The 23,327-nt window shown below is 50.8% G+C and carries 22 protein-coding genes and 1 tRNA gene; 12 read left to right on the top strand and 11 right to left on the bottom strand.

What is annotated here, in order from left to right; genetic code table 11:
- Positions 1–141: 141 nt before the first annotated feature.
- Positions 142–438, bottom strand: coding sequence for a sll1863 family stress response protein (locus TH63_RS10380; RefSeq protein ID WP_048922738.1), 297 nt, complete (start codon positions 436–438; stop codon positions 142–144).
- Between the two features lie 154 nt (positions 439–592).
- Here TH63_RS10380 and TH63_RS10375 point away from each other — a divergent pair, with 154 nt between their 5' ends.
- The 5 genes from TH63_RS10375 to TH63_RS10355 all read left to right on the top strand — a co-directional run bounded on the left by TH63_RS10375 (position 593) and on the right by TH63_RS10355 (position 6,933).
- Entirely contained in the window at positions 593–2,416 is a 1,824-nt protein-coding gene (locus tag TH63_RS10375) for a TrkH family potassium uptake protein (protein WP_156180533.1), read from the top strand.
- Positions 2,417–2,427: 11 nt separating this feature from the next.
- Complete coding sequence (locus TH63_RS10370; RefSeq protein WP_048920888.1) at positions 2,428–3,114, top strand: potassium channel family protein; 687 nt, start codon at positions 2,428–2,430, stop codon at positions 3,112–3,114.
- A 247-nt stretch (positions 3,115–3,361) separates the two neighbouring features.
- Entirely contained in the window at positions 3,362–4,957 is a 1,596-nt protein-coding gene (gene treF, locus TH63_RS10365; RefSeq protein ID WP_082161630.1) for an alpha,alpha-trehalase TreF, read from the top strand.
- Positions 4,958–5,146: 189 nt separating this feature from the next.
- Positions 5,147–6,343, top strand: coding sequence for a Na+/H+ antiporter NhaA (gene nhaA, locus TH63_RS10360; protein WP_048922735.1), 1,197 nt, complete (start codon positions 5,147–5,149; stop codon positions 6,341–6,343).
- Between the two features lie 185 nt (positions 6,344–6,528).
- Positions 6,529–6,933 (top strand): response regulator, encoded by a 405-nt coding sequence (locus TH63_RS10355; RefSeq protein ID WP_076606638.1) that lies wholly within the window; start codon positions 6,529–6,531, stop codon positions 6,931–6,933.
- Between the two features lie 631 nt (positions 6,934–7,564).
- On the opposite strand, the gene TH63_RS10350 is transcribed toward TH63_RS10355, so the two are convergent.
- Positions 7,565–7,999: a response regulator gene (locus TH63_RS10350; protein ID WP_048920886.1), complete on the bottom strand. Its 435-nt coding sequence runs from the start codon at positions 7,997–7,999 to the stop codon at positions 7,565–7,567.
- Positions 8,000–8,167: 168 nt separating this feature from the next.
- Between TH63_RS10350 and TH63_RS10345 the strand changes: the two genes are divergently transcribed.
- Both TH63_RS10345 and TH63_RS20705 read left to right on the top strand, forming a co-directional pair.
- Positions 8,168–9,262 carry a PAS domain-containing sensor histidine kinase gene (locus TH63_RS10345; protein WP_048920885.1) on the top strand — a complete coding sequence of 365 codons (1,095 nt, stop codon included), beginning with the start codon at positions 8,168–8,170 and terminating at the stop codon, positions 9,260–9,262.
- Between the two features lie 243 nt (positions 9,263–9,505).
- Positions 9,506–10,102: a YqaE/Pmp3 family membrane protein gene (locus TH63_RS20705; protein WP_231583457.1), complete on the top strand. Its 597-nt coding sequence runs from the start codon at positions 9,506–9,508 to the stop codon at positions 10,100–10,102.
- A 219-nt stretch (positions 10,103–10,321) separates the two neighbouring features.
- Here TH63_RS20705 and TH63_RS10335 read toward each other — a convergent pair whose 3' ends face one another.
- Positions 10,322–10,573 carry a hypothetical protein gene (locus TH63_RS10335; protein ID WP_156180531.1) on the bottom strand — a complete coding sequence of 84 codons (252 nt, stop codon included), beginning with the start codon at positions 10,571–10,573 and terminating at the stop codon, positions 10,322–10,324.
- A 224-nt stretch (positions 10,574–10,797) separates the two neighbouring features.
- Positions 10,798–10,986, bottom strand: a complete 189-nt coding sequence (locus TH63_RS10330) for a hypothetical protein (protein WP_156180529.1) — start codon at positions 10,984–10,986, stop codon at positions 10,798–10,800.
- Here TH63_RS10330 and TH63_RS20325 point away from each other — a divergent pair.
- Positions 10,985–11,266, top strand: coding sequence for a hypothetical protein (locus TH63_RS20325; protein ID WP_156180527.1), 282 nt, complete (start codon positions 10,985–10,987; stop codon positions 11,264–11,266). The genes TH63_RS10330 and TH63_RS20325 overlap by 2 nt on opposite strands.
- Positions 11,267–11,473: 207 nt before the next feature.
- On the opposite strand, the gene TH63_RS10325 is transcribed toward TH63_RS20325, so the two are convergent.
- The 4 genes from TH63_RS10325 to TH63_RS10310 form a co-directional block, all read right to left on the bottom strand.
- The gene (locus tag TH63_RS10325; RefSeq protein WP_156180525.1) at positions 11,474–11,950 is read right to left on the bottom strand and encodes a hypothetical protein; all 477 of its coding nucleotides are present in this window, start codon (positions 11,948–11,950) and stop codon (positions 11,474–11,476) included.
- Positions 11,951–12,249: 299 nt separating this feature from the next.
- Positions 12,250–12,570, bottom strand: a complete 321-nt coding sequence (locus TH63_RS10320) for a hypothetical protein (protein WP_048920881.1) — start codon at positions 12,568–12,570, stop codon at positions 12,250–12,252.
- A gap of 350 nt (positions 12,571–12,920) precedes the next feature.
- Complete coding sequence (locus TH63_RS10315; protein ID WP_197088537.1) at positions 12,921–13,301, bottom strand: response regulator; 381 nt, start codon at positions 13,299–13,301, stop codon at positions 12,921–12,923.
- Between the two features lie 418 nt (positions 13,302–13,719).
- Positions 13,720–13,794, bottom strand: a tRNA-Arg gene (locus tag TH63_RS10310).
- Positions 13,795–13,974: 180 nt separating this feature from the next.
- Here TH63_RS10310 and TH63_RS10305 point away from each other — a divergent pair.
- Positions 13,975–14,394 carry an organic hydroperoxide resistance protein gene (locus TH63_RS10305; protein ID WP_048920879.1) on the top strand — a complete coding sequence of 140 codons (420 nt, stop codon included), beginning with the start codon at positions 13,975–13,977 and terminating at the stop codon, positions 14,392–14,394.
- A gap of 171 nt (positions 14,395–14,565) precedes the next feature.
- Here TH63_RS10305 and TH63_RS10300 read toward each other — a convergent pair whose 3' ends face one another.
- The 3 genes from TH63_RS10300 to TH63_RS10290 all read right to left on the bottom strand — a co-directional run bounded on the left by TH63_RS10300 (position 14,566) and on the right by TH63_RS10290 (position 17,842).
- Positions 14,566–15,408, bottom strand: a complete 843-nt coding sequence (locus TH63_RS10300; RefSeq protein ID WP_048920878.1) for a transglutaminase-like domain-containing protein — start codon at positions 15,406–15,408, stop codon at positions 14,566–14,568.
- A gap of 113 nt (positions 15,409–15,521) precedes the next feature.
- Complete coding sequence (sucC, locus tag TH63_RS10295) at positions 15,522–16,721, bottom strand: ADP-forming succinate--CoA ligase subunit beta (RefSeq protein ID WP_048920877.1); 1,200 nt, start codon at positions 16,719–16,721, stop codon at positions 15,522–15,524.
- Between the two features lie 74 nt (positions 16,722–16,795).
- On the bottom strand, positions 16,796–17,842 hold the full coding sequence (locus tag TH63_RS10290; RefSeq protein WP_048920876.1) for a glycoside hydrolase family 113: 1,047 nt from the start codon (positions 17,840–17,842) through the stop codon (positions 16,796–16,798).
- A gap of 238 nt (positions 17,843–18,080) precedes the next feature.
- Between TH63_RS10290 and TH63_RS10285 the strand changes: the two genes are divergently transcribed.
- The 3 genes from TH63_RS10285 (at position 18,081) to TH63_RS10270 (ending at position 23,238) form a co-directional block, all read left to right on the top strand.
- Complete coding sequence (locus TH63_RS10285) at positions 18,081–18,770, top strand: ABC transporter ATP-binding protein (RefSeq protein WP_048920875.1); 690 nt, start codon at positions 18,081–18,083, stop codon at positions 18,768–18,770.
- A gap of 1,001 nt (positions 18,771–19,771) precedes the next feature.
- Positions 19,772–20,611: a hypothetical protein gene (locus tag TH63_RS10275; protein ID WP_048920873.1), complete on the top strand. Its 840-nt coding sequence runs from the start codon at positions 19,772–19,774 to the stop codon at positions 20,609–20,611.
- 713 nt (positions 20,612–21,324) lie between these two features.
- The gene (locus TH63_RS10270; RefSeq protein WP_048920872.1) at positions 21,325–23,238 is read left to right on the top strand and encodes a RecQ family ATP-dependent DNA helicase; all 1,914 of its coding nucleotides are present in this window, start codon (positions 21,325–21,327) and stop codon (positions 23,236–23,238) included.
- Positions 23,239–23,327: the final 89 nt, after the last annotated feature.

The following is a 23,327-nucleotide window of genomic DNA, read 5'->3' as shown; positions in this document are numbered from 1 at the left end:
CCATCAGGTTTTTACAGCTTAAGTGACGGTAAAAATGGAAAGCCTCAAGAAAAGAACCGGCCCAGGCTAAGGCAAATAGATCTAGCTGTTTTGGGCCCGTTTTCTCAAAAACAGCCCTAAAACGGTTAGGAACCTCCGGTCTTAAAATAGCTTCTTGATCCCGTCGGCTAGATCATCCAGGCTGCGTTTTATCTCCTGCCAGGTGCTGTCTGTGGCGCTGGAGGTGTCTTCCAGCTTTTGGGCAATGAGGGTGCGTTTGGCCTCCAGGGCGGCAATGTGCTCATGGTAGGTATGCGACGAATCTGCAGTGGTGGCGTTGGCCCGGCCCTGCAGTACTTTTATCTTGGCGTCCAGCTCCTCTAAACTCTGCCGGATCTCTTTCTCATTCAGGTGTTCAGGGGCCCGCATGTGCTCAGGCTTCAGGTTGTAGGTATCCATATTGTAGGGGCAAGTAAAGTTGTTTTGCTTTTTAAGTACTTGGGTGAGCGGAAAATGTTCCGCCTTGTTTACATTTGCTGCGTACTCCACCTTCATTTGGGATAAGCCAAATGGGAAGAATGAGTGAACGATTGGCGGTAGAGCTCACATTTTTATGAAGTTGAAAAACAATAAGTCTAGGCTTACCCCGCTGCAGGCCACCTTCAGGAATACGCCCCGCATTGTAGCCTTGCTGGATACCTTCCTGCTTTACTTCAGTAGCTTGGGGTTGCTGGCGTTTCTGTATGACATTGGGTTTGAGCACCTTCAACCCGATTACATCTACCTGCACTACTTCTACCACTTCTATTTTCTGGTAGTGTTGGGGTGCGTGGGTTTCAGGATGGCGGTCATGTTTAAAGACGGCACCAAAAGGCCCTCTCTTATCTTTGAGGGTTTGCTGCTCACCTTCATGGTTTTGGTGTTGGTGGCGCGCCTGATTCTTAGCAACCAGGTAACTCAGGCTAGTAGTCTGCTGCATTTCTTTGACAGTGAACACCCCATCCACTTTATTATTTTCTATGTTTTCTTCATAGAGCTGTCCAAGAAAACGCTGCTTTTCTACCGGGGTAACCTGCACCCGGCGCAGATGTTTGTGCTCAGTTTCATGTTTTTGATTGCGGTGGGCACGTTCCTGCTGCTATTGCCCCAGGCCACGTATGAGGAGATCTCGTTTATAGATGCCCTTTTCACGGCCACCAGCGCGGTGTGTGTCACGGGCCTTATCACCCTAGACACGGCCACGGCCTTCACCCCGGCCGGAAAGGTGATTATCCTCATACTTATTCAAGTAGGCGGGTTGGGAATCATGACCTTCGCCAGCTTCTTTGGAATATTTTTTCAGGGTTCTTCTTTAAAGAGTTCCCTTTTTATGAAAGATTGGCTGAATGAAGACAATCTGGGTCAGATTACTCGAACCCTTTTTAAAATTGTTACTTTTACCCTGGGATTTGAATTGGCAGGGGCCTTGTTGCTTTATTGGGTTCTGCAGGATATTCCGGTAAACGTACTCCCTGATAAGTTCAGTTTTTCACTTTTTCATGCCATCTCTGCCTTCTGTAATGCGGGGTTTTCTACCTTAAGTCTGGGGTTATATGACCCATTGATCAGGTTTAATTACCCGGTGCAGTTAATCATTGCAGGGCTTGTCATTATGGGTGGATTAGGATTTCCCATTGTTTTTAACCTGGTTAGGTTTGTCCGGTACAAAGCCTTGGCGCAGGTTCATAAGTTAAACCCGCAAACTCCTCTCAAACACACCCCACGGCTTCTGAACGTGAACACCCTCTTAGGGTTGATCACTACCTTATTGCTTTTGTTTTTGGGCTCGGTTATCTACTATCTACTGGAAATGAACAACACGCTGGCGGGCCAAAGCCCCTGGGGGAAACTGGTAGGATCTTTCTTTGGGGCCGTGACGCCCCGTACTGCCGGGTTTAATACCGTCAACCTGGCGGCCCTGACCGCTCCCACCGTTCTGCTCTACCTATTACTGATGTGGATTGGAGCCTCGCCGGCTTCTGTGGGCGGCGGTATCAAAACCACCACCTTTGCGCTGGCTATCTTAAATATTATAAGCCTGGCCAAGGGCAAGGACCGGGTAGAGGTTTTTGGACGCGAAATTGAGCAGGAATCGGTGTACAAGGCGTTTGCCATTATTCTGTTGTCTTTGCTGGTCATCGGCGCGGCCGTTTTCCTGGTCACCTTCTTTGACCCTCATTTGGGGCTTTCAGCGGTGGCGTTTGAGTGTTTCTCGGCGTTTAGCACTGTGGGGTTAACGCTGGGCATTACCCCTCTGTTAAGCACCCCCAGCAAAGTGGTAGTGATCATTACCATGTTTTTAGGAAGGGTAGGCACGCTCACCCTGATTGTGAGTTTACTGCGCAAAGTGGCCTCATTGCGTTACCGCTACCCTAAAGAGACCATCATCATCACGTAAAAAAACGAAGTATGCGTTATATAGTAGTAGGGTTAGGATATTTTGGGTCATCATTGTCTATGCGGTTAACGGAGATGGGCCATGAGGTGATTGCCGTAGACAAGGACATGAACAAGGTGGAGGCCTACAAAGATACCGTGACCCATACCATCTGCCTGGATGCCAGCGATATGCCTTCTTTGGCCACCTTGCCCATAGCCGAAACTGATGTGGTGCTGGTGGGCATTGGCGAAGACTTCGGGGCTTCTGTCATGGCCACCGCCATATTTAAGCAGCTAGGCGTAAAACGCCTGATGAGCCGCGCCATTTCCCCTTTGCACCAAACCGTGCTGGAGGCGATTGGGGTGGACCAGATCATCAGGCCCGAGCAGGAAAGCGCCGAGCGGCTGGCCAAGAAACTGGAGATGCGCGGGGTGATTGACTCCTTTGACCTGACCGAAGACTACAACATTATTGAGGCCACCGTGCCGGAGCGGTACGTGGGCATGACCATTGCGGAGTCTAATTTCCGGGCCAAGTACCAAGTGAACGTGCTCACCATTCTGCGGCACCGGGAAACTAAAAACCTTTTCGGGAAGACGCAGCAGAAAGCCACCGTGATGGGGGTGGTGAAAGCCGAAACGGTCTTTGAGGCCGGCGACATTCTTGTGATCTTCGGAAAAATTCAGGACATTGACCGGTTGCTGCATGAGCGGTAAACTACCGTAGGCCTAAGGCCGGATGTCTTCTTTTGCCACTGTAAACTAAGCAACAAATACCTGTTTCCGTTTCGGGGCTGTTTTTCTGAAAACAGGCCCGAAACGGAATTTTTTTAGCTGGTAATACTAGTAGAAAAAAGGGAAAAATAGTCCTTTGGGCAGGCAGCTAAATGGGTGCAAAAACGGAGCGCTGTATCCCAACCAGCGGGTTCCTGCGTATGGACAGTTGGTTTCAACCGTTTCTCCTATGACAGACAAGTACGCCCGCCACAATTCCCCATTCCATAGAATTTTACCGGTTTTACAGCTTTTCCTGGCCCTGTGCTGGGGTTTGGATGGTCAGGCACAGTTCAGGCCGCACCAGGAGCTGGGTGACCTGTTTAAGGCTGTGCAGGTGGCGCCCGTGTTTCCAGACTCCAAGACTTTCCCGGACTGTGTGCCCCGTTCCGCCCCGGCGGAGATTCTAAGGGCGTATGCGCAGGAGAAAGACAAGCCAGGCTTTGACCTGAAGGCATTTGTACTGCGCCACTTTGAGTTACCGCCTACCCCGGGCAATGACTACCAGGCAGATACCTCCCAGCCGGTCACTGACCATATCCAGGCCCTGTGGCCCGTCTTAACCCGCCAGCCCCAGCAGCAAAAAGGGTCTTTGCTGGCCTTGCCCCACGCCTATGTGGTGCCGGGGGGCCGCTTCAGGGAAATCTACTACTGGGACAGTTACTTTACCATGCTGGGCCTACAGGAAAGCCAGCAGACCCAGCTTATCCAGAACATGGTAGACAATTTCGCCTTTCTTATTGAGACCGTAGGCCATATTCCTAACGGAAACCGCACCTATTACGTGAGCAGGTCGCAGCCCCCGTTCTTTGCCCTTATGCTGCGCGTATTGGCCCAGCAGAAAGGGCAGCAAATCCTGAGCACCTACGCCCCGGCCCTGGAAAAGGAATACGCCTTCTGGATGGACGGGGCCCAGAACCTTACCGCCCAGAAACCTGCCTTCCGCCGGGTAGTGCTGCTGCCCGATGGAAACGTCCTGAACCGCTACTGGGACGATGACCCCTCGCCACGCCCCGAAGCCTACAAGGAAGATCTGGAAGTGGCCCGGGCCTCCGGCCGGAATCCTGAGGAAGTTTTCCGCAACATAAGGGCCGCCGCTGAGTCTGGCTGGGACTTCAGCAGCCGCTGGTTCTTAGACGGAAAGTCATTGGAGAGCATCAGAACCACCGAATTGGTACCCGTAGATCTGAATGCCCTGCTTTACCACGTAGAAGTATTACTGGCAGACATGGCGCATCTGCGGCAGGATAAAGACCAGGAACGGGCCTACCGGGCCAAGGCCGAAAAAAGGAAGAAGGCACTGCTGGCTTACTGCTGGAACCCCACCGAGCAATTTTTCTTTGACTATGACTTTGTGCGGCAGAAATTGTCCACGCACCCTACGCTGGCGGCGGTTACGCCTTTGTTCTTTTGCATGGCTACCAAAGCACAGGCCCGGGGCGTAGCCAGGAAGCTGGAACGTGATTTCTTGCGGCAGGGCGGCTTGCCGGCAACGCTGGTAGCCTCAGGGCAGCAGTGGGACGCGCCCAACGGTTGGGCACCCTTGCAATGGATGAGCATTCAGGGCTTAAAAGCCTACGGCCAAAACAAACTGGCCAGCACCATTGCCTGGAACTGGGTAAACCAAAACCTGCAAGTGTATAAGCAGACCGGCAAACTGACGGAGAAATACAACGTGGAGAAGCCGGCCACCCAGGGCGGCGGGGGAGAATACCCCAACCAGGACGGCTTTGGGTGGACCAACGGGGTGCTCCTGAAATTGATAAAACAGCAGCAACGCAAGTAAAAAATTTTCAGTCTGACTGCTTTTCAGGCTACGGCTATTGGCTGGTTTTGCCCTGTGTTCAGAAAAAAGGCCCTGAAACAGCAGCGCTTTCGGGTAAATAAAATTATAGTATCTTAAAGCCAGTCTCAGGTAACCACGCAATTGGTAGTAACCAGCGGGGTATCCTTCACCTACATTTCAAAATTGCCTATGATCAGTAAGCTTATCAATTTAGAGGTGTACAAGCGTTTCTTTCAATCCACGTCGGCGGGTGGTTTTCTGTTGATGGCTTTTGTGGCCATTTCATTGCTCATTGCCAATTCGCCGCTAGGCGATGACCTGGAACGTTTTCTGGCCCTGGAGGTGGGCTATGCCTCGGAGATGATTGGCTTAAAATATTCTGTTTTGTTATGGGTGAATGACGGGTTAATGGCCATCTTTTTCCTGTTGGTAGGGCTGGAGATCAAGCGCGAGTTGATAGAAGGCGAGCTGTCTTCTGTAAGCCAGGCCGCCCTGCCTGTTTTTGCGGCGCTGGGCGGGGTGCTGGTACCGGCGTCAATCTATGCCTTGATCAATGCAGGCGAGCCCACGGCCGGGGGCTGGGGTATTCCCATGGCTACGGACATTGCCTTTGCCATTGGTATTCTCTCTATTCTGGGAAACCGGGTGCCGGTAGCGCTCAAGATCTTTTTAACGGCCCTGGCCATTGTAGATGACCTGGTGGCTATTCTGGTGATTGCCGTTTTCTACTCTGCGGAGTTGCACGTGAATTACCTGCTGTACGCTGCCGGGGTGATGGCGCTGCTGGCGGTCTTTAACCGGCTGGGCATAACCAACCTTTTCTTTTATCTGGTGCCCGGGCTGGCCATGTGGTACTTTATCCATCATTCTGGGGTGCACGCCACCCTGGCCGGGGTGTTGACTGCCTTTACCATTCCTACCAACAAAACCGCCGAGGAGTCTCCTCTGGAAAAGCTGGAACATGCCATTGTAAAGCCGGTGAACTTTCTCATCATGCCCATCTTCGCGCTGGTAAACACCAATATCAGGTTTGAGGCGGGCATGGTAGAGGGGCTGGCCAGTCCGTTGGGCCTGGGTATTTTGCTGGGACTTTGTGTTGGTAAGCCACTGGGCATTATGCTTCTCTCCTGGCTTTCTTACAAGATAAAGCTTAGTTCTTTGCCAGAGGGGGTATCCTGGCGGCAGCTGATAGGGGCCGGGTTGTTGGCCGGGGTAGGGTTTACCATGTCTATTTTCATTGCCTTGCTCTCTTTCCAGGAAGAAGCCTACCAAACCAACGCCAAATTCGCTATCCTGGTCGCCTCGGTTTTAAGTGGGGTGGTCGGGTACCTGGTCTTGAAAAATTCCTGCCGCGCGCCACGGCTCCAGCAGGCAGAAAAGGGCTAAAAAGGAGAGTTTCACAAATACCAAGAAGTAGGTATTGCTCTGGGTGGAGCTTTTGATGCGCTGCACAGGAGGGGGAGAAAAAAATCTTTGTTAAAATTCAGTAAAAACCGCAGGTTTTGAGAAGTTTTATCTGGTAAAGTCTTTTCTTTACAATATTTAATAAGTCCCCCACTTAACTATTGCCCGTGAAAAAAATCAAATCCATACTTCTTATTGAGGATGATGAGATAACCAACTTTCTTAACCAGACCGTTATTGAAGAAACCGGTCTGGTAGACCAGATTATTGTGGCCTCCAATGGCATGGAGGGGCTGGCCTACCTGCAAAGCCTTTCGGGGCCTGAAGCGTACCCCAGCTTGATTCTGCTGGACATTAACATGCCGGTGCTAGACGGTTTCTCCTTTCTGGAGGAATTCAACAAGCTGAGCGTGGCAAAGGAAGCGGCCACCAGGGTTGTGGTCTTGTCTACCTCTACCAACGCTTCAGATATTAACCAGATGCAGGCCCTGGGCATTCAGCGACACTTGGCAAAACCCCTGAGTGAGCAAGACTTCAGGGAAGTAGTAAACGAATTACCGAACCCTTTATAAGGGAAGTACCCCTATAAAAGCCGGGGCCCCAGCGGTGGCGTAGCCAGATTTCTGTTCTGCTACGCCACCGCTGGGGCCCCGGTTCATAATGAAGGCGGGCGTGTTAGTCCCGTTTAGAATCCCTTTTCTGCTGCTTCTCAGCTCTCTTCTCTTTCAAGCTTTTAGTGGGCTCCTTCTTTTTGGTTTCTTTTGAGGGTGATTTTCCTTTGGCCATAGTAGGTAGGTTTAAGCGTGGAGTCTAGGTTAAAGATAAAGAATTAAAAAGATAAATAACAGCCTCGCGGCCAGCCCTCCTTTTTAACAAGGCAAGCAGCCAAGTGACCAAGGTCCAATCGTAAGCCTGTTACAGGCGTCTTTGACGAAATAACCGTGGGTTTAGTTGCTGAAAGCAGGCGAGGGGCGCAGGAAACAGCAGCAAGTATAAAGTCTGGAAAAGAATACTGCCAAGGTCTTTTTGGCGATAAAAACGGCTTGGGAAGCCTTGAGCAGGACAGCTAACATCCTTGTCCCCTGCCCCGGGGTCCGGGGCAGGGGACAAGGATGTTCTTATTGCCAGGCTCATAGAAGGAAGAATCCATTCCACCAGAGGCACTTGATGCTAAAAGCGGGAATCTAGGTAGTAGGGCGGGCCTTAGTTGTTGAACGTATGCAGGTCAATAACGTCCATAACCTTTTCTTTGGTTAACGGTTTACGTAAATAAGCAGAAACACCAAATTCCGCCGCGCGCTCTTGGTACATTCTGTTGCCGTAATAGCTTAGCAAGACCACTTTTGGTTCTGCGTGGCTGGGATAGTACATGTGGCGTAACTGCTCCAGAAACCCGAAGCCGTCAATACCAGGCATTTTAATGTCCAGGAACAGCAGCTCAGGGAATTTGTCTGTGCCAATGCGGCTTTTGATCACCGCCAGGGCATCTGCGGCGTTGGTAGCCGTGGTGACCTTATCGCCCATCCCCAGCGAATTAAGTAGGTCCTGAATTAGAAACAGACTAGAGGAATCATCATCAATCACCAGGATTTCACCTGTTTCATGATAGTAGGGATTTGATCTTTGGGTTGCCGGCATGACGTAGGGGATAAGCGTGACATAAGAATAACTATAACGAAGATACTCTTTATTTTCCAGCTTTCTAAAACCAAAAGTTTAAGGCCTGCTATATATAAAAACGAACATACTTTTAAAATACACGTTTCTCCTCATTCTTACCGGAATTCACCTTATTAAATTATAAAAATGAAAAATACAAAAGCTGCCTTTTACGCCTCTCTGGTAGAGCAGGCGGCAGAGGCCTTCGGGCAGGCATATTTTGTGTACCAAGATGGGCAAAACGCGCTGCAATACGTGAATGGGGCCTTTGCCAAGATGTTTGGGGTAGACACCGAGAAAGTGCTCTATGACGCCACGGGACTTGTGGACCGGGTGCACGCGGATGACAGAGACTTTCTCACGGAGCAATACCACCAGCTCCAGAACAGCCTAAGGCAAAGCGGCATTGAGTTCAGGATTCAGGTGCCGGGCCAGCCACTTAAATGGATCTGCCTCAACTGCGCAATTATAGAAATGGAGGCCACCCGCTATATTACGGGGTATGCCGAAGACATTACCAAAAGGAAAGAGTACCAAAGCAACATCCTTAAATTTAATTCAAAGAAAAACTCTACCCTGGAGATTCTTTCCCATGACCTGGCCGCGCCTTTCAACAACATTGAGGGAATGATTAAACTGCTGGAGGCTGAACTGAAGTCGGCGAACCCCATGACCCTGGAGTTGGTGGGCTACATTAAAGAAAACGCCACCAAGGGCTCTGACCTGATCCGTGATTTCGTGGACAATGAGTTTCTGGAGTCCTCACAGGTGGTGCTGCACAAGGAGCGGGTAGACATCACGCAGAAACTGGGCATCATGATGGACAATTACCAGCACGTGGGTGACACGCTGCTGGAGAAAAACTTTACCGCCAACCTGCCCGCTGAACCCGTGTTTGTATACCTGGACGTCATGAAATTCATGCAGGTATTAAACAACCTGGTGTCTAACGCCATGAAATTCACCAGGGAAAAAGGGACCATTACTGTGTCTCTGGAACCCAAGTCTGATACGGTGCTCATTACCGTGGCAGACAACGGGATTGGCATTCCAAATCACCTCAAGCCTTACCTGTTTGACAAGTTCACCAAAGCCCGGCGCGAAGGCCTTCGCGGCGAGAAAAGCGTGGGCCTGGGCATGTCTATCATCAAAAACATTGTGAACCTGCATGAGGGCAAGATCTGGTTTGAGAGCGAAGAAGGCAAAGGATCTTCCTTTTACGTGGAAATCCCTAAAAACTAAAAAACTAAGAGAACCCGTTTTAGGCCTGTTTTCAGGAAAACTAGCCTAAAACAAACCAGGTTATTTCTGGGAAGCAACCCTTAAATATTTGATGTATACTGTATTTTAGCGTTAAAATATAGAACAAAGTAGAGAGATAACTAGTAAAAACCTTATACACAAACTCTGGATATGCCGGTGCCCCAGGCATAAGAAGGTAGGATTTTTCTCAAGTTTTTTCTTTTTACTTAAATACGTAACGTTATGCAGTTGAAACATTTACTCCAATTGGTTATGGTGCTGGTTTTAGGTCAGCTCCTGTTGGCCTGTAGTACTGCAGAGTATTATAGATTCTCCGCCGTAAAGCCAGAGCCCTACACAAAATCAGTAGCCAAAGCCGAGCCCGCCGCCGTAGTGCCTGGCAATACTGCTTCTTCAATAGAAACCGCGGTAGCGCCGGAGCCGGCAGCGGTAGCGCCCCAGGAAAGCCCCTTAGAAGCCAGCGCCGCGGCCCCCCAACCCGTTCTGTTTGAAACCAAGGCACCTGCGGTAGCCGTTGCGCCAGCCAACGCGGCCAGTTTGGTGGCGGCAGACAAGGCAGCCCTGGAAAGCGCCCGTGAAAAATTCAATTCCCTGTCTAAAGAAGAGAAAAAGAACCTGACCAGAGAAATGAAAAAGAACATTCAGCAGAGCGATGTGAGCCTGGGCCTGAAACTGGTATTAGCTATTCTGTTGCCGCCTTTGGCCGTGTACCTGCATGAAGGCATAGGCACCCGTTTCTGGGTCAGTATCTTGCTTACGCTCTTATTCTTTTTGCCAGGAGTAATCTATGCCCTATTAGTGGTTACAGATTCCATCTAAACCTGCCAGAAGAATAACCTTCTTTTAAAACCAGAAGCCCCAGCTGTTTTTCAGCTGGGGCTTCTGGTTTGTTGGGCAGGTTAGTTAGAGAAATCCTAGCAATTGGGCATCTCTGTTTTAGAGCCGTTTTCCGGAAAACATGCCCAAAACAGAAAGGCCATTGATTCAGTCAATGAATGCCAATAACTATTCTTCAAGAATCCCAACTCAAAAGGAGAATTAACTGATCAGGATTACCTTGTCATTCCGGTAGATGTCTATGCCTATCCGGGAGAGGCCTTTGATGCTGATCTTTACCTCGTATTTTACCTTTTTGCCGTTTTCTTCCCGCTCAAATTGGTGGTTTTCGCCGGAGAGCGATCTTTTCTCAGACACTACTTCGCCGTTGTATTTGATGGTTTCCACGCCGCTGTAGGTATTGTCTACCTCTATCTTGATGTTATCTGCCAGGTTTAGGGTAAGTAGGTTCATGGCTGCTGAGGTTTTGGTGAAGAACAATCCGCTCTTATTTAGTTAAACGGGCGCCGCGGTAGATGGGCATTGCTCAGGCCATTTATTTTGACTGGGCATTGAAATGACCTGGCTTTAAAAGGAACGCTTGATGGTCAACCGCTAAAAGCCGTTTTGGGCCTGTTTTTCTGAAAACAGGCCCAAAACGGCTTTTAGCGGTTGACCTGATATTTATGCCGGAAGGTTTAGGCGGAAGGGTTGGTTTCCAGTTCCTCGGTGATCCAGGTGATGGCATCTACTTTGTCGTCAAAGAACTTGATCGTAAACGGATGGGCACAGGAGGTTTGCAGGGGGGGTAAATCTGTTTCGGGTTTTATAATGTGTACAATCACCTGCACCCCAGAGTGCAGGCCCTCGGGGTCCCACTCGGTCATGGCCAGATCTACCAATACCTCAGAAGAGCTGGCAAAAAAAGCGCTCCATATCGTTCAGGATAAACCGGCAGTGGGTCTGCCCGATCATTTCCATTACTGCGCTCTTTACCTCTTTGATGTTTTCCTTGGTGGCCATTCCTTTCCAGATCACAGAAAGCATTTTGAGCCGCTCATAGTACCTGATAGTGCAATAGATGGTATTAAGCGTGTTGGTAAAATGTCTGAAGGTAGTCTACCTTATGCGGTCTCCAGCTTAAATCATGAAAAGGTATTCAGGTAGTAACGCTTTCAGGGGCTGACCCAAGGCCTGGGGCTGATAAACTTTATACGGGAAGGTTTGGGGTTTATTGTCTTCGGATTACTTCCTAGTAGCTGCTTCCCTGGGAAGAAATACAATATGTGAAAGCCGTCCGTTATGAGCGCTTTGCTGTAACGGACGGCTTTTAGGTTTATCCCAGAAAATCTGTTGGTGTTTGTAAACCAGATCTTAGAATTTAAGATGCATGCCTACGCCGTTTCCGGTGAACCCGAACTTGATTTCATGCGAGGGAATAAGCGCCTGCGGGGCACTCTGGTTGTAGATACTAATGGCGTTGTTGGTGTGTTTGGCATAAGAAACGGAGAACGGAATGCCCACCGCAATCAGGCCGGCGCCCACACCCGCCAGGGTCCAGTTAGGTTCGCCGCCGCCAATAGCCGACCCTAACGGCCAGCCTACCAGCATACCGCCGGCAAAACCCAGCACCGAACTTACATCGGCTTTGCCTTTGGCTATTTTCATTTGCTTGTAGGCCTCTGGGTTTGATTGCGTGGCCGCCAGTAATTGCTTGGGCGTGAGGTTCTGGCCGTGCTGCCTGTATACCGTGGAGAAGCCTTTCCGGACCTCAATGGAATCTGGGCGGCTCTGCGCAAATACCTGGGTAAAGCTGAGTAAGACGAAGCAAAGGAGTACTACTTTTTTCATAAAGGGTAGGTTGTTTTTAATGGTTGGTTCAAGGTAAAGCCAGCATAAGGGCCCGTAAATTCCCAACAATATATTAAAAAGCGTATACTTTTTAAAGCAACCAGGGTGACAATAGGGTAGAGGAAAAATGGCCCACCAGTTTATACAAATGCTTGGGCAGGGGAGAGGGTAAGCAAGGAAAATAGACGGTGAAGGTGACCCCGGGCCCAGAACGCTGGCTGCCGTTATCTTTCCGCTTAAAAGGAATGGGGTGGCCAGGGTGATTAAGGTTCTATTTTTCTGGCTTCTGGGAGGGTGCGCTAATTCTCCAGAGTGGTTTCCGGGGCGCTGGCCTCTTTCAAGTAATAACTGATCACCGACTTTGCGAACTGCAGCCCTTCTTCCACGTCGCCGTTTTCAATCTGTTTGCGGGCGTACTTCATCTTGAGCTTGCAGTAATTGACAATGTGATGGGTCTGGTCTTCGGTATACCCGTCTGTGCCCAGGGACCGGAGCACCTGCAACACGCTTTCTACTTTCTGCAGCAGAACGGGCATGCTCACTTTCTCATCTTCCTGCAGCAAATTAAATTCCTCCAGGAGCAGCCGCAGCTTCTCCTTCCCGTTCTCCTTCTCTGACATGGGTGCTTTGGTTATTGGTGCTAAGAACTTTTCTTATGCCAGGTGCAAGGAGCGTTGTAAGGCTGATGACCGTTAAAGATAATTCCTTAACAAGATAGGGGAAAAGCAGTAGACTTAGGTGATCACCAAAACAAAAATCCTTCCTGGCCATGGTCAGGAAGGATTTTCTACTCTTAAATTACCGCTTCTATACCTAGAACATTCTTATTGAAATTTTCTCTGGCAGAGACTCTTTATCTTTTGACATCATGATGGGGCAATGCCTCAATTTGTCCTAAAAGCAGCCCCAAGCAAAACTATTCAGGTCAATAGAGACTGAAGCCTGAGGTAAAATCCAAATCCAATGGGTGTTAAAGCGTCTTGGAGAGGAACTCATTAAGCTCCTCTATTTTGAGCGGTTTTCTAAGGTAGGCATCTGCTTTGAGTTGGAGGGCTTTGTGTTCGTCCTCTTTTTTTTGGGAGGAGGATAACATGACCACCAGAGGCCTTGTGTTGAGCTTTAGAAGGTCAAGCTCAAGTAGGAATTCAAATCCATCCATGTAGGGCATGTTGATGTCCAGGAGAATAAGAGAAGGTAACTCATGATGATAATCTGGAGCGCCGCAGTGACTCTGGAGGCAACTCAGCGCCTGTATCCCGTTTCGGGCGGTACAGAACTTTTCAGCAATTACACTTTTCGTGAGGACGCGGTGGGCAAGGAAAATGGCGGAAGGGTCGTCTTCTACGACCATGATCAAATCTAATTTTATCATTGGTAAGGTTGAAGGGAGGAAAGGAAATGGGCCGAAGGGATAACCTCTGACTCCCAAGCCTCTTCTTATGGGTGCTTTATTATAGAAAGCGCGGACCAAAAGAGGCAAAGTGTAAAGCCCGCCATAGAGTTGGCGGGGAGTAGTAGTATTAGTACGCAAGAAATGAAAAAATACTCATTTAATTATAAAACTAATTAAGCAAGGAGGATTGAAGGGATGCATTAGCTCCTCCAAGTCCAATAAGGATTGCCTGTGGAAAGAGCTGGCATAGAAGGCTTGCAAGGGGGAAGAGAACCCTGATACGTGGCCGTTTATTATAGAACGGTGTCCAAGGTATTTCCGAACCTTCTAAAACAAAAAGCCCTCTCAGCATCCAGCGGAGAGGGCTTTTCAAGCTTGGTGGCCGCGCCAGGAATCGAACCTGGATCGAGAGCTTCGGAAACTCCAATACTATCCGTTGTACTACGCGGCCTGGTATTGCGAGTGCAAATGTAGGAAATGCCAGGGTAGTTTGAAAGGGGCATTTGGCGTTTTTTGCCTGTTTTCCCAAAAACACCTCTAAAACGAGTGCGCCGGTAGATAGACCTAAGAACAATTTAAAGGTAAATCAGTTTAGAAGAGAACGAGTTTTCAATTCTTAAAGCGCAAGACTATGAAGAGAGTGTATACCGCGGAGGTAACCGCAACCGGAGGCCGCACCGGCCATGTAAAATCAAATGATGGCATCTTAGACATGCCGGTCCGTTTACCTGAAGGCCTGGGCGGAAACGGCGGCGCCACCAACCCAGAGCAATTATTTGCGGCAGGGTACGCCGCCTGTTTCCAGAGCGCCTTAATGCTGGTGGCCAGCAAGCAAAAAATACGCCTGGATGAAAAGTCTACCGTAACCGCCCACGTAGGCCTTGACCAGTTTGAAAACGCCGGCTACGGCCTGTCTGTGCAGTTAGACGTGAAGATTGACGGCGTAGACAAAGAGAAAGCCATGGAACTGGTAGAGCAGGCCCACCAGGTGTGCCCATATTCTGTGGGTACTCGCGGCAACATAGACGTGCAACTAAACGTGTTGAACTAGACTTGCCGTTTTGGGCCTGTTTTAGCCAAAAGGCAACAAAAACGGGAGCTCCCTGAAAAGGGGCTCCCGTTTTTTCTTTTTAGAACTGGGTCAGATTTATCTGGATGAAGTTACTTTTTAAGAGCAGACTTGCTTGCCAAGCGATTTCATTGGGTAGTCTTCCTTTTTGGTTTACTTCATGGCTGGGTAGAAGTCTGCCAGAGAGTGCGTGTAGGCCATGTCCTGGATGGGCAAGGTTTTCTGGAAGACCGTAAGGTTCTTGGCGCCTTTGGGTACCAGCATGATGCTGTTTGGCCCTCGCTCCACGCCAAAGCGGTTGTCCAGGCGGGTATTGAAGTAAAACAGGTAAGGCGCAATCCAGGGGAAGTAATCGGCGGCTTTGGTGCCAGAGAACGAGACCACCTTCAGGTCTGGTGCCCCGGTGGCCAGGGCCTGCTGTAACTCTACGGCATTCAAGGGAGTGTCTTTGAGCATAGGAATGACGTTAAACTGACCGTCTACCATCACCCACTTTTTCTGGTCGCGCAAATAAGCTTCGGCCACCACGTGCCCCGCCCCGAAGGACACCGTATCGGCGTGCTCCATCTTCAGGGCCAACGTTCTGGCCGGTATGCCCACGGCATTTAAAGCGCCGCTCACCACAATGCCGTATTCTACGCACCTGAAACTCTTGCCAGTGGCGGCTTCCTCCAGAATAGAGATAGGATCATTTTTGAGGGGCGTGTTCACGCCGTTGTGTTCCCACCGCTGCCTGGCCCATCCGCAGATGGCTTTCACCTTATCAAAATCGGTTTTTTTACCGGCAATGATTTTGTCTAACTGATAGGTGTTCCGGAGCTGGGTAAGGTAGGCATTGTCCGGGGCGCTTTTCTGGTACACGGGCTTCAGCTGGGGGGCGCGGTCAAAGGAGATAACTTTCAGGTAGGGCATTGCGTCCTGGGCCTGCAAGGTAGGGGAGAAGCCTACACTTAAAACAGAAGCCAGACAGAACATGAGAAGGGTTTGCTTTTTCATAGTAGATAGGTTTTCTGAAACGACTCTCTCTAAGGCCTGAAGGTTGCATGTACCTCACAAAAAAAGACTTCCCGTTGCCAGGAAGCCTTTTTAAGTATCTTAAACAGGATAGCTTATGCCATTTCTGCCAATACGTCTTTCACTTTCTGCGCAGCGTCTTTCAGCAACACGGCAGAGTAAACTTTCAGGCCAGACTCGTCAATGATACGGGCACCTTCCTCGGCGTTGGTTCCTTGCAGACGAACAATGATAGGAACGTTGATAGTCCCAATGTTCTTGTAAGCCTCTACCACACCATTGGCTACACGGTCGCAACGCACAATACCCCCGAAGATGTTGATCAGGATGGCTTTCACGTTAGGGTCCTGCAGGATCAAACGGAAACCGGCTTCTACGGTCTGCGCGTTGGCCCCACCCCCTACGTCCAGGAAGTTAGCCGGCTCACCGCCAGAAAGCTTGATAATGTCCATGGTGGCCATGGCCAGACCAGCACCGTTCACCATACAGCCCACGTTACCGTCCAGCTTCACATAGTTCAGGTTGCTTTTGCTCGCCTCTACTTCCAAAGGATCTTCCTCGGCTAAGTCGCGCAGGTCAGCCAGGTCTTTGTGACGGAACAGAGCGTTGTCGTCTAAGTCTACCTTGCCGTCTACCGCCAGAATCTTGTTGTCTGAGGTCTTCAACACCGGGTTGATCTCAAACATAGAAGCGTCTGTGTCTACATACGCGTTGTACAGGCTGTTCAGGAACTTTACAAACTCCTTGAACGCCTCGCCCTGCAAACCAAAAGCAAAGGCAATCTTGTTGGCCTGGAACGGACGAAGACCAACTGCTGGGTCAATCCACTCCTTGAAGATTTTCTCCGGTGTATGCTCCGCTACTTCTTCAATGTCCATACCGCCTTCAGTAGACGCCATGATCACGTTTTGGCCTTTGGCTCTATCTAACAAGATAGATACGTAATATTCTTTCGGCTCAGAGTCACCAGGGTAGTACACGTCCTGGGCTACCAATACCTTATTTACTTTTTTGCCCTCGGGGCCGGTTTGGTGCGTAATCAACTGCATGCCTAAGATCTGGCCGGCAATTTCTTTCACCTGCTCCAGGTTCTTGGCCAGTTTCACCCCGCCGCCTTTACCGCGACCGCCCGCATGAATCTGGGCTTTGATCACGTGCCAGCCAGTGCCGGTTTCCTCGGTTAAACGCTTGGCAGCCGCTACCGCCTCTTCAGGGGTTTCCGCTACTATGCCTTCCTGAATTCTTACGCCGTAGCGTTTCAGAATGTCTTTCGCCTGGTACTCGTGTATATTCATGAGGTTAGGTTGATGATTTTAGGTGCACGAAAGTAAGGTTTACGGCTTACTTTTCAAAGTTGCCCCAGATATGTTTAATTGCCTTGCTGGTAATACCGGGCCATCACCCTGGCTGCCGGCAGGCCCTGGGGCGTAAAATCGCGACGGGCGCGGCCCGAGGTGCGTACCGCCGGGTACCATTTCCAGATGAACGTGCCCCTGAACCAGGGTTTATGCCAGAAGGTGCGGTACATGGCCTCATAGAGCCGTTCCTGCGTGGCAGGGTCTTCGGGCTCGGTCTGCTCGCCGCGCGCGGGCCAGGTCCAGGGCTCGGCGGCCGCGTGCGGAATGTTGCGGTAGCCTACCTCGGTGAACACCACGGGTTTATTGAACTTGCGCTGCAGCTTTTCCAGGGCCCGCACGTGGGGTTTCCAAGAGTCCAGCAACGTGGCCAGGGGAGGGGCAGTTGCTTTGCTGAGCGGGAAATAGGCCTGCACGCCAATAAAATCCAGCTCATCCCAGAAAGGCACGTCTTCGTATTCCTCGTTCCAGTTGGCGGCGTAGGTAAGCTGGCCGCGGTACACCTGCCGTACGTCTTTGATCAGTTTGCGCCATTCCTCCGGTTTCTCGGTGACGGTGAGGTGCAATTCGGTTCCAATGCAGAGGCCTTCTATCTGCAGGGAATCAGCGAGCCGCGCGTAGTGGAGCAGCATGGTGCGGTAATTCTTGAACCACGCCTGCCAGTCTGCTTCTGAATTCATTTTGATGGTGCCCACCCAGGCGCCGCTTTGGTTGCTCCTAAGCCAGATGTGCGGTTTCAGTAGCGTTTTGATGCCCAATGAGCGGGCTAGCAAGGTGGTCTGGATGAGTCCGGCGTCCCGCTCGCCCCAGTACCCGCGCTTGCTGCTGAAGGCGAGGTCGGGTTGATCATGGGCCTTCTGCCAGCCAAACGGCGTCTGCGCTATCCATTCCACCCCATGGTCTTTCAAGTTTTGCAACTGCTCCAGCGTCACCGTATCGGCGGCCACCCAGTTCACACCCCGTAACAGCGGCATGCCAGGCATAGGCTGCGAGGGCGCCGACTGGCAGGCCACCAGTTGCAGCATCAGGCACGCGTATATCAACCACAGGAAAGACTTCATAGGCACTTAGTTATATCCAGAAAGATACGGGTTTTGCCGGTTTTCAGCCAGAAAAGGAGTAGGGCTGTTTTAGGCCTGTTTTCCCGAAAACGGCCCTAAAACAGCTTTTGAGTTCCTTGGCTAGGGAGATAGGCTAGCGCCGGAAATAACTTTAAAAGCAGCCCGGCCGTTGAGGGGGGAGGGGTTAATTTCACAGGCAGGTTGCAAATGACCTCCCTTCCTTATTGTTTTGTAGTACATGAGCGCAGAGAAACCAGTTTTGTTGGAGGCCCGCGGGCTGTTTAAATCTTACGGCAAGTTACCAGTCCTGAAAGGCATTGACCTCTCCATTGGCGAAGCCGAAGTGGTGGCCATTGTGGGCGCTTCCGGTGCCGGGAAAAGCACGCTCCTGCATTTGCTGGGCACCTTAGATGCGCCTGACGCCGGCGAGGTGTACCTGCACGGCCAGAAGATATCAAGTATGAGCAACAAAGAGGTGGCCCGTTTCAGGAACCGCAACATTGGCTTCATCTTCCAGTTTCATAACCTGCTTCCCGAGTTCACCGCCTTGGAAAACGTCTGTCTCCCCGGCTTCCTGGCCGACCGCGACGAAAAGGAAGTGGAGACCCGCGCCAAAGAACTGCTCACCATGCTGGGCCTCGCCGACCGCCTGGACCACAAACCCTCCCAGATGAGCGGTGGCGAGCAGCAACGCACCGCCGTCGCCCGAGCCCTCATCAATTCCCCCAAACTCATCTTCGCCGATGAACCATCCGGTAACCTGGACTCCAAGAACGCCGATGAACTGCACCAGATCTTCTTTAACCTCCGCAAAGACCTGGGCCAGACGTTTGTGATTGTGACCCATAATCCTGCCCTCGCAGATATGGCGGACCGGAAGCTTACCATGAAAGATGGGTATTTGCTGCAGCCGGAGGAAGTGGTGTAGGAATAGGCTTTTCCTTCTTTTTAAGTTTTAAAATTGACGTTTGATGCCGTTCTAGGTAGTCTTTGACTAAGGCGTGGTTTTACTTCCGTGACTTTCTTATTTGCGATTGAGCCATCTCGCCGTTGTTGGTGTTCTCACCAACGACCCAGACTGCTTCTCCATCTGCCATTGCGCCTTTACTTCCTATTCTCTTCCTTCAACTTTATCATTCCCTTCGCCCGGCTGCCGTTTGTCACTTTTCTCCTTGATGAGAAAAGTAACCAAAAGAATCAAGAAGCCCCGAACTCGCTGCCGCTCAAACAGGCGGGGCCTCATTTCAGTACCACCGGGCAACCGTCCTCTGCTGCGTAGGGAGCTTACGCCGTTGCTGTTTGGATAGCCGCTGCTTGCCCCTGCCCATGCTTCGGGCTACGCGTGGCGGCCCTCCGCAAGGTATAGGGCAGGTGAGTTTATTGCTGCTCGGTCCGTTGCGATGCCTGCATCGCCCGGCGGGCGGAGGGAAAGGCCGCTTGTTTGCAGAAAAGCCTTAGCTCCAAAAACCTCGAAATACGCGCTCCTGCGAGCGTCTGTACCAATGACCTTGCCCCGCAGCAAGAAAGTAGGCCGCGTTGGTGTAGGGACAGTGCTTGACCTGTCCGTGTCTCCAGTTGCTAGGGGCCTGTTCCTTGCAATGATCCTGAGATTTTATTTTGTATCCACGCCTTAGGTCCCTTGCTTTCATCTGAAGATTCCCTGGAAAAACCATGCCTTTTTATCAATTAATAATTTAAAGATGTTGTAGGAAGCAGACGTTCATGCTTACCATTTAAGGGATCAAATTCTCCTATTAATTTCTTTGTTTAAAGCGTTGATTTATAGTGTGTTGGAGTTTGCTAAAAATAATTTAGCAAATGCTTGTAACTAGTTGATAATCAAGTAGATTAATTAGTGTTAAAATAGCGCTAGATGGCACTATTACAAACCTAGGTCTGTTATTATCCTGAACTGAAACTAGAAGATATATGCAGACGAAGGTGAATCAAATGAATAACGAGGATAAAGTGGTGAAGAAAAGCAAAATCGAGAGTTTTGACATCTCCCGCTCAGACGAAACCATGCACCTGGCTGTTGATTTGGCCAAGTTCATCAAGGAGAATCGTCTGTTCCAGAACATACAAGGTAAAGAGTACGTGAATGTGGAGGGCTGGCAGTATGCCGGTTCAAGACTGGGTATTCTTCCGGTGGTAGATGCGCTGACCAACATGAGCGACAGCACAGAGATCAAGTACCTGGCGAAGGTAAACTTGCTGAACCTGCGCACGGAGCAGATTGTAGGTGCCGGTTTTGCCATCTGTTCTAACAAAGAACAGGGCCGCAAATACTACCAGGAATACGCGATTGCGTCTATGGCCCAAACCCGTGCAATTGGTAAAGCTTACCGTAACGCCCTGGCCTGGATCATAAGAGCCGCCGGTTATGAGCCTACGCCCGCTGAGGAAATGGATTACCAGGGCAATGTGACCGACCAAAAAGCGGACCACGTTGTGAAGCCAGCAACTGCCACGGCGAAGACCATGAAAGCGGTTCCGGCAGACAATGCGCCAGAGACAGCTCCTGCTCCCGTAGCAGCCGCTGTTCCTAGTGCAGAACCTGGCCAGGAAGAAGCGAACGTGAAGTACGCAACGGCCAAGCAGAAGGAGGAAATCATCCGCCTGCTTAACAACCCGGTGATCACCCGTCAGGAGAAAACCAAAATGCTCCTGAACATCAACAAACTGGACGAAGAACGCGCCAAGCAGTCTATCCAGAAGTTGAAAAAGGTGATTGAGGACCGCGAGCAGGAACAAGCCGCCGCTGCCTAAGTTTTTATAAACGGAATAGTGAATGTACAGAAGCCCGACCTTTGGTCGGGTTTTTTGTTTTAGGGCTGTTTTGGGGAAAATGGGCTGGAAACATGGTTTTTTCTACAGGAGTGGGTCAATCCCCTACCCCCTTCAAAGGGGGACGAGGAAGAGGGCAATTTTAATTTGATTGTTGTGCATAGAGTTAGCGGTAAGGCTCTAAGCACTGGGTGGACAGCCAATTTAACGATTGGCGTTTAGGGAAAGAGTCATCTGCTGGTGTAAACGCCCCCCTTTACCCCCCCTCAAGGGGGGAGTCTGCGCTTTGTAAGCGGTATTGCAGTTTTTAAGCAGAATTACGTTTTAAGCCTGTTTTTCTTAAAATACCCTCAAAACACCTCAACCCAAAACGCATTCCGCGCCTAACCCGATTCCAGCCTTTCGTCTGAGCGCCTAGCACTCGACCCGGTGCCGCGGATGCGGCAGGTGCTAAAGCGCCAGGCGAGAGGGTACAGCGCGAGGGCGGAAGGCGGGGCCCCGCGGCCATGAGCGCTCGGAGCGAAAAGATGAAACAACAAAACTCATGAGGCCATAGACAAGCCGCCCTTCCAAGGCACAAGCAAATTCTTTATCAAAAAGCCGCCCCTAAGTCAAAAGCAAACTACATCTAAAAAGCCTCGGCTAGTAATACACCCTTACCCACCATCCAACATTTTCGTACTTTTGGCGTGGCTATGGCAGACATTCACGAGATACTAACGCAATATTGGGGCCACGAGGCATTCAGGCCGGGGCAGGAGGATATCATTAAGGCGGTTTTGGCTGGGGAAGATACTTTAGCTATTCTGCCTACTGGCGGCGGGAAATCTATCTGTTTTCAGGTGCCGGCGTTGGCCTTAGGGGGCGTTTGCGTGGTGGTGAGCCCTTTGATTGCGCTTATGAAAGATCAGGTGGAGAATCTTCGGAAACGGGGTATTTCTGCGGCGGCTTTACATTCGGGGCAACCCGAGCGGGAGCGGGACCTAATCCTGGATAACTGCGTTTTTGGCGGGACCAGCTTTCTGTACGTGTCGCCGGAGCGGTTGCAGACCGAGCTTTTCCTGGAGCGCGTAAAGCGAATGAACGTGTGCCTGCTGGCTGTGGATGAGGCGCACTGTATCTCCCAGTGGGGCTATGATTTTCGGCCGCCGTATTTAGAGATTGCCAAGCTGCGCGAGGTGCTGCCAAAAGTACCGGTGTTGGCGCTCACGGCCTCGGCCACCGAGGTGGTGAAAGCCGATATCCAGGAGAAGCTACAATTCAAAAAGCCGCAGGTGTTTCAGCAGAGCTTCGCTCGGAAGAACTTGTCTTATTCTGTTCTTGCCACCGAAGACAAGGAAGGACGGTTGGGGGAGATCCTGCAGAAAATGCCGGGTACGGCCATTGTGTACGTACGCAACCGCCGCCGCACCCAGGAACTGGCCGACTGGCTCAAAAAACAGAACATAAAAGCCGCAGCCTACCACGCCGGACTCCCGCACCAAACCCGAACCGCTGCCCAAACCGATTGGCTACAGGACCGCGTGCGGGTTATTGTGGCTACCAACGCCTTCGGGATGGGGATTGACAAACCAGACGTGCGGCTGGTGGTGCACCTGGACCTGCCCGATTCCCTGGAGGCCTATTACCAGGAGGCCGGCCGGGCGGGCCGCGACGGGAAATACAGCTATGCCACGGTGCTGCTGGGCCCCGAAGATACTTCCTTGCTGCTTAAGAAAACAAAGGAAGCGTACCCACCTATAGAGACCATTAAACGGGTGTATCAGGCGCTAGCCAATTACTACCAGCTGGCCACCGGGAGCGGCGCCTTCCAGTCCTTTGACTTTGACCTGGCTGACTTCAGCCGCACGTATCAATTAGCCCCGGTAGAGGTGCATCACTCTTTAAAGCAGCTGGAGTCTGAAGGTTTGCTGCAAATGAACGAAGGTTTCTATAGCCCATCCAAAGTGAATTTCCTTCTAGGAAACACCGCCTTGTATGAATTTCAACTCCTGAATGAGACCCTGGAACCCTTGATCAAAGGCTTGCTGCGGCTGTATGGTGGCGAGATGTTCCGGGACTTCGTGAAGATAGCAGAGGCGGGGCTGGCCAAACACCTGAACCTGCACGAGAAAACCATAAAGCAGCAATTGCAGCACCTGCACCAGCGCAAGGTCTTGGTCTATGAGGCGCAGCATGACGGTCCGCAGGTACAATTTTTAACGCCGCGGTTTGATGCCGCTACATTGCCTCTGGACCAAAAGCGGTTAACGCAGTTTAGGGAACGGGCCCTGGAAAAGGCCCAGAGCGTGGTGGCGTATATGACCAATACCAAAGAGTGCCGTACCAATCAGATACTGGCTTATTTTGGGGAGATAGCTACCTCCAATTGCCGCATCTGTGACTATTGCCTGGCCCAGAAGAAAAAGAAGAAACTGGAGGAGAACAAACTCCACCTGGAAGCGCGCGTGCTAAGCCACCTAAAGGAAACGCCTTTGCACCCAAAGTCCATCGCCATCCATTTCAGTTCTTCGGAGCAAGATTTACTGGGTGACCTGCTGCAGGAAATGCTGGAGAGCAACCTACTTCGGTACACACCAGACGGTAACCTAGAACGGATTGGCCTGTAGTGTCAATGGTTATTATAATATGTTAAGTAATGCTTAAGGTTATCCCTTAAACTGGTGTGTACTGTGAATTCGTTTTGAGCCTTTTTTTA

Source organism: Rufibacter radiotolerans (genome assembly GCF_001078055.1).
GTDB lineage: Bacteria > Bacteroidota > Bacteroidia > Cytophagales > Hymenobacteraceae > Nibribacter > Nibribacter radiotolerans.
Note: the sequence above shows the minus strand (reverse complement) of the source record. Positions and strands in the feature narration are given on the sequence as shown.

Bases quoted from the DNA above. Each gene is read 5' to 3' on its own strand.
- TH63_RS10380 (WP_048922738.1), bottom strand. From the start codon at position 438: ATGGATACCTACAACCTGAAGCCTGAGCACATGCGGGCCCCTGAACAC.
- TH63_RS10375 (WP_156180533.1), top strand. From the start codon at position 593: ATGAAGTTGAAAAACAATAAGTCTAGGCTTACCCCGCTGCAGGCCACC.
- TH63_RS10370 (WP_048920888.1), top strand. From the start codon at position 2,428: ATGCGTTATATAGTAGTAGGGTTAGGATATTTTGGGTCATCATTGTCT.
- treF (WP_082161630.1), top strand. From the start codon at position 3,362: ATGACAGACAAGTACGCCCGCCACAATTCCCCATTCCATAGAATTTTA.
- nhaA (WP_048922735.1), top strand. From the start codon at position 5,147: ATGATCAGTAAGCTTATCAATTTAGAGGTGTACAAGCGTTTCTTTCAA.
- TH63_RS10350 (WP_048920886.1), bottom strand. From the start codon at position 7,999: ATGCCGGCAACCCAAAGATCAAATCCCTACTATCATGAAACAGGTGAA.
- TH63_RS10345 (WP_048920885.1), top strand. From the start codon at position 8,168: ATGAAAAATACAAAAGCTGCCTTTTACGCCTCTCTGGTAGAGCAGGCG.
- TH63_RS20705 (WP_231583457.1), top strand. From the start codon at position 9,506: ATGCAGTTGAAACATTTACTCCAATTGGTTATGGTGCTGGTTTTAGGT.
- TH63_RS10335 (WP_156180531.1), bottom strand. From the start codon at position 10,573: ATGAACCTACTTACCCTAAACCTGGCAGATAACATCAAGATAGAGGTA.
- TH63_RS20325 (WP_156180527.1), top strand. From the start codon at position 10,985: ATGGCCAGATCTACCAATACCTCAGAAGAGCTGGCAAAAAAAGCGCTC.
- TH63_RS10330 (WP_156180529.1), bottom strand. From the start codon at position 10,986: ATGACCGAGTGGGACCCCGAGGGCCTGCACTCTGGGGTGCAGGTGATT.
- TH63_RS10325 (WP_156180525.1), bottom strand. From the start codon at position 11,950: ATGAAAAAAGTAGTACTCCTTTGCTTCGTCTTACTCAGCTTTACCCAG.
- TH63_RS10320 (WP_048920881.1), bottom strand. From the start codon at position 12,570: ATGTCAGAGAAGGAGAACGGGAAGGAGAAGCTGCGGCTGCTCCTGGAG.
- TH63_RS10315 (WP_197088537.1), bottom strand. From the start codon at position 13,301: ATGGTCGTAGAAGACGACCCTTCCGCCATTTTCCTTGCCCACCGCGTC.
- TH63_RS10305 (WP_048920879.1), top strand. From the start codon at position 13,975: ATGAAGAGAGTGTATACCGCGGAGGTAACCGCAACCGGAGGCCGCACC.
- TH63_RS10300 (WP_048920878.1), bottom strand. From the start codon at position 15,408: ATGAAAAAGCAAACCCTTCTCATGTTCTGTCTGGCTTCTGTTTTAAGT.
- sucC (WP_048920877.1), bottom strand. From the start codon at position 16,721: ATGAATATACACGAGTACCAGGCGAAAGACATTCTGAAACGCTACGGC.
- TH63_RS10290 (WP_048920876.1), bottom strand. From the start codon at position 17,842: ATGAAGTCTTTCCTGTGGTTGATATACGCGTGCCTGATGCTGCAACTG.
- TH63_RS10285 (WP_048920875.1), top strand. From the start codon at position 18,081: ATGAGCGCAGAGAAACCAGTTTTGTTGGAGGCCCGCGGGCTGTTTAAA.
- TH63_RS10275 (WP_048920873.1), top strand. From the start codon at position 19,772: ATGCAGACGAAGGTGAATCAAATGAATAACGAGGATAAAGTGGTGAAG.
- TH63_RS10270 (WP_048920872.1), top strand. From the start codon at position 21,325: ATGGCAGACATTCACGAGATACTAACGCAATATTGGGGCCACGAGGCA.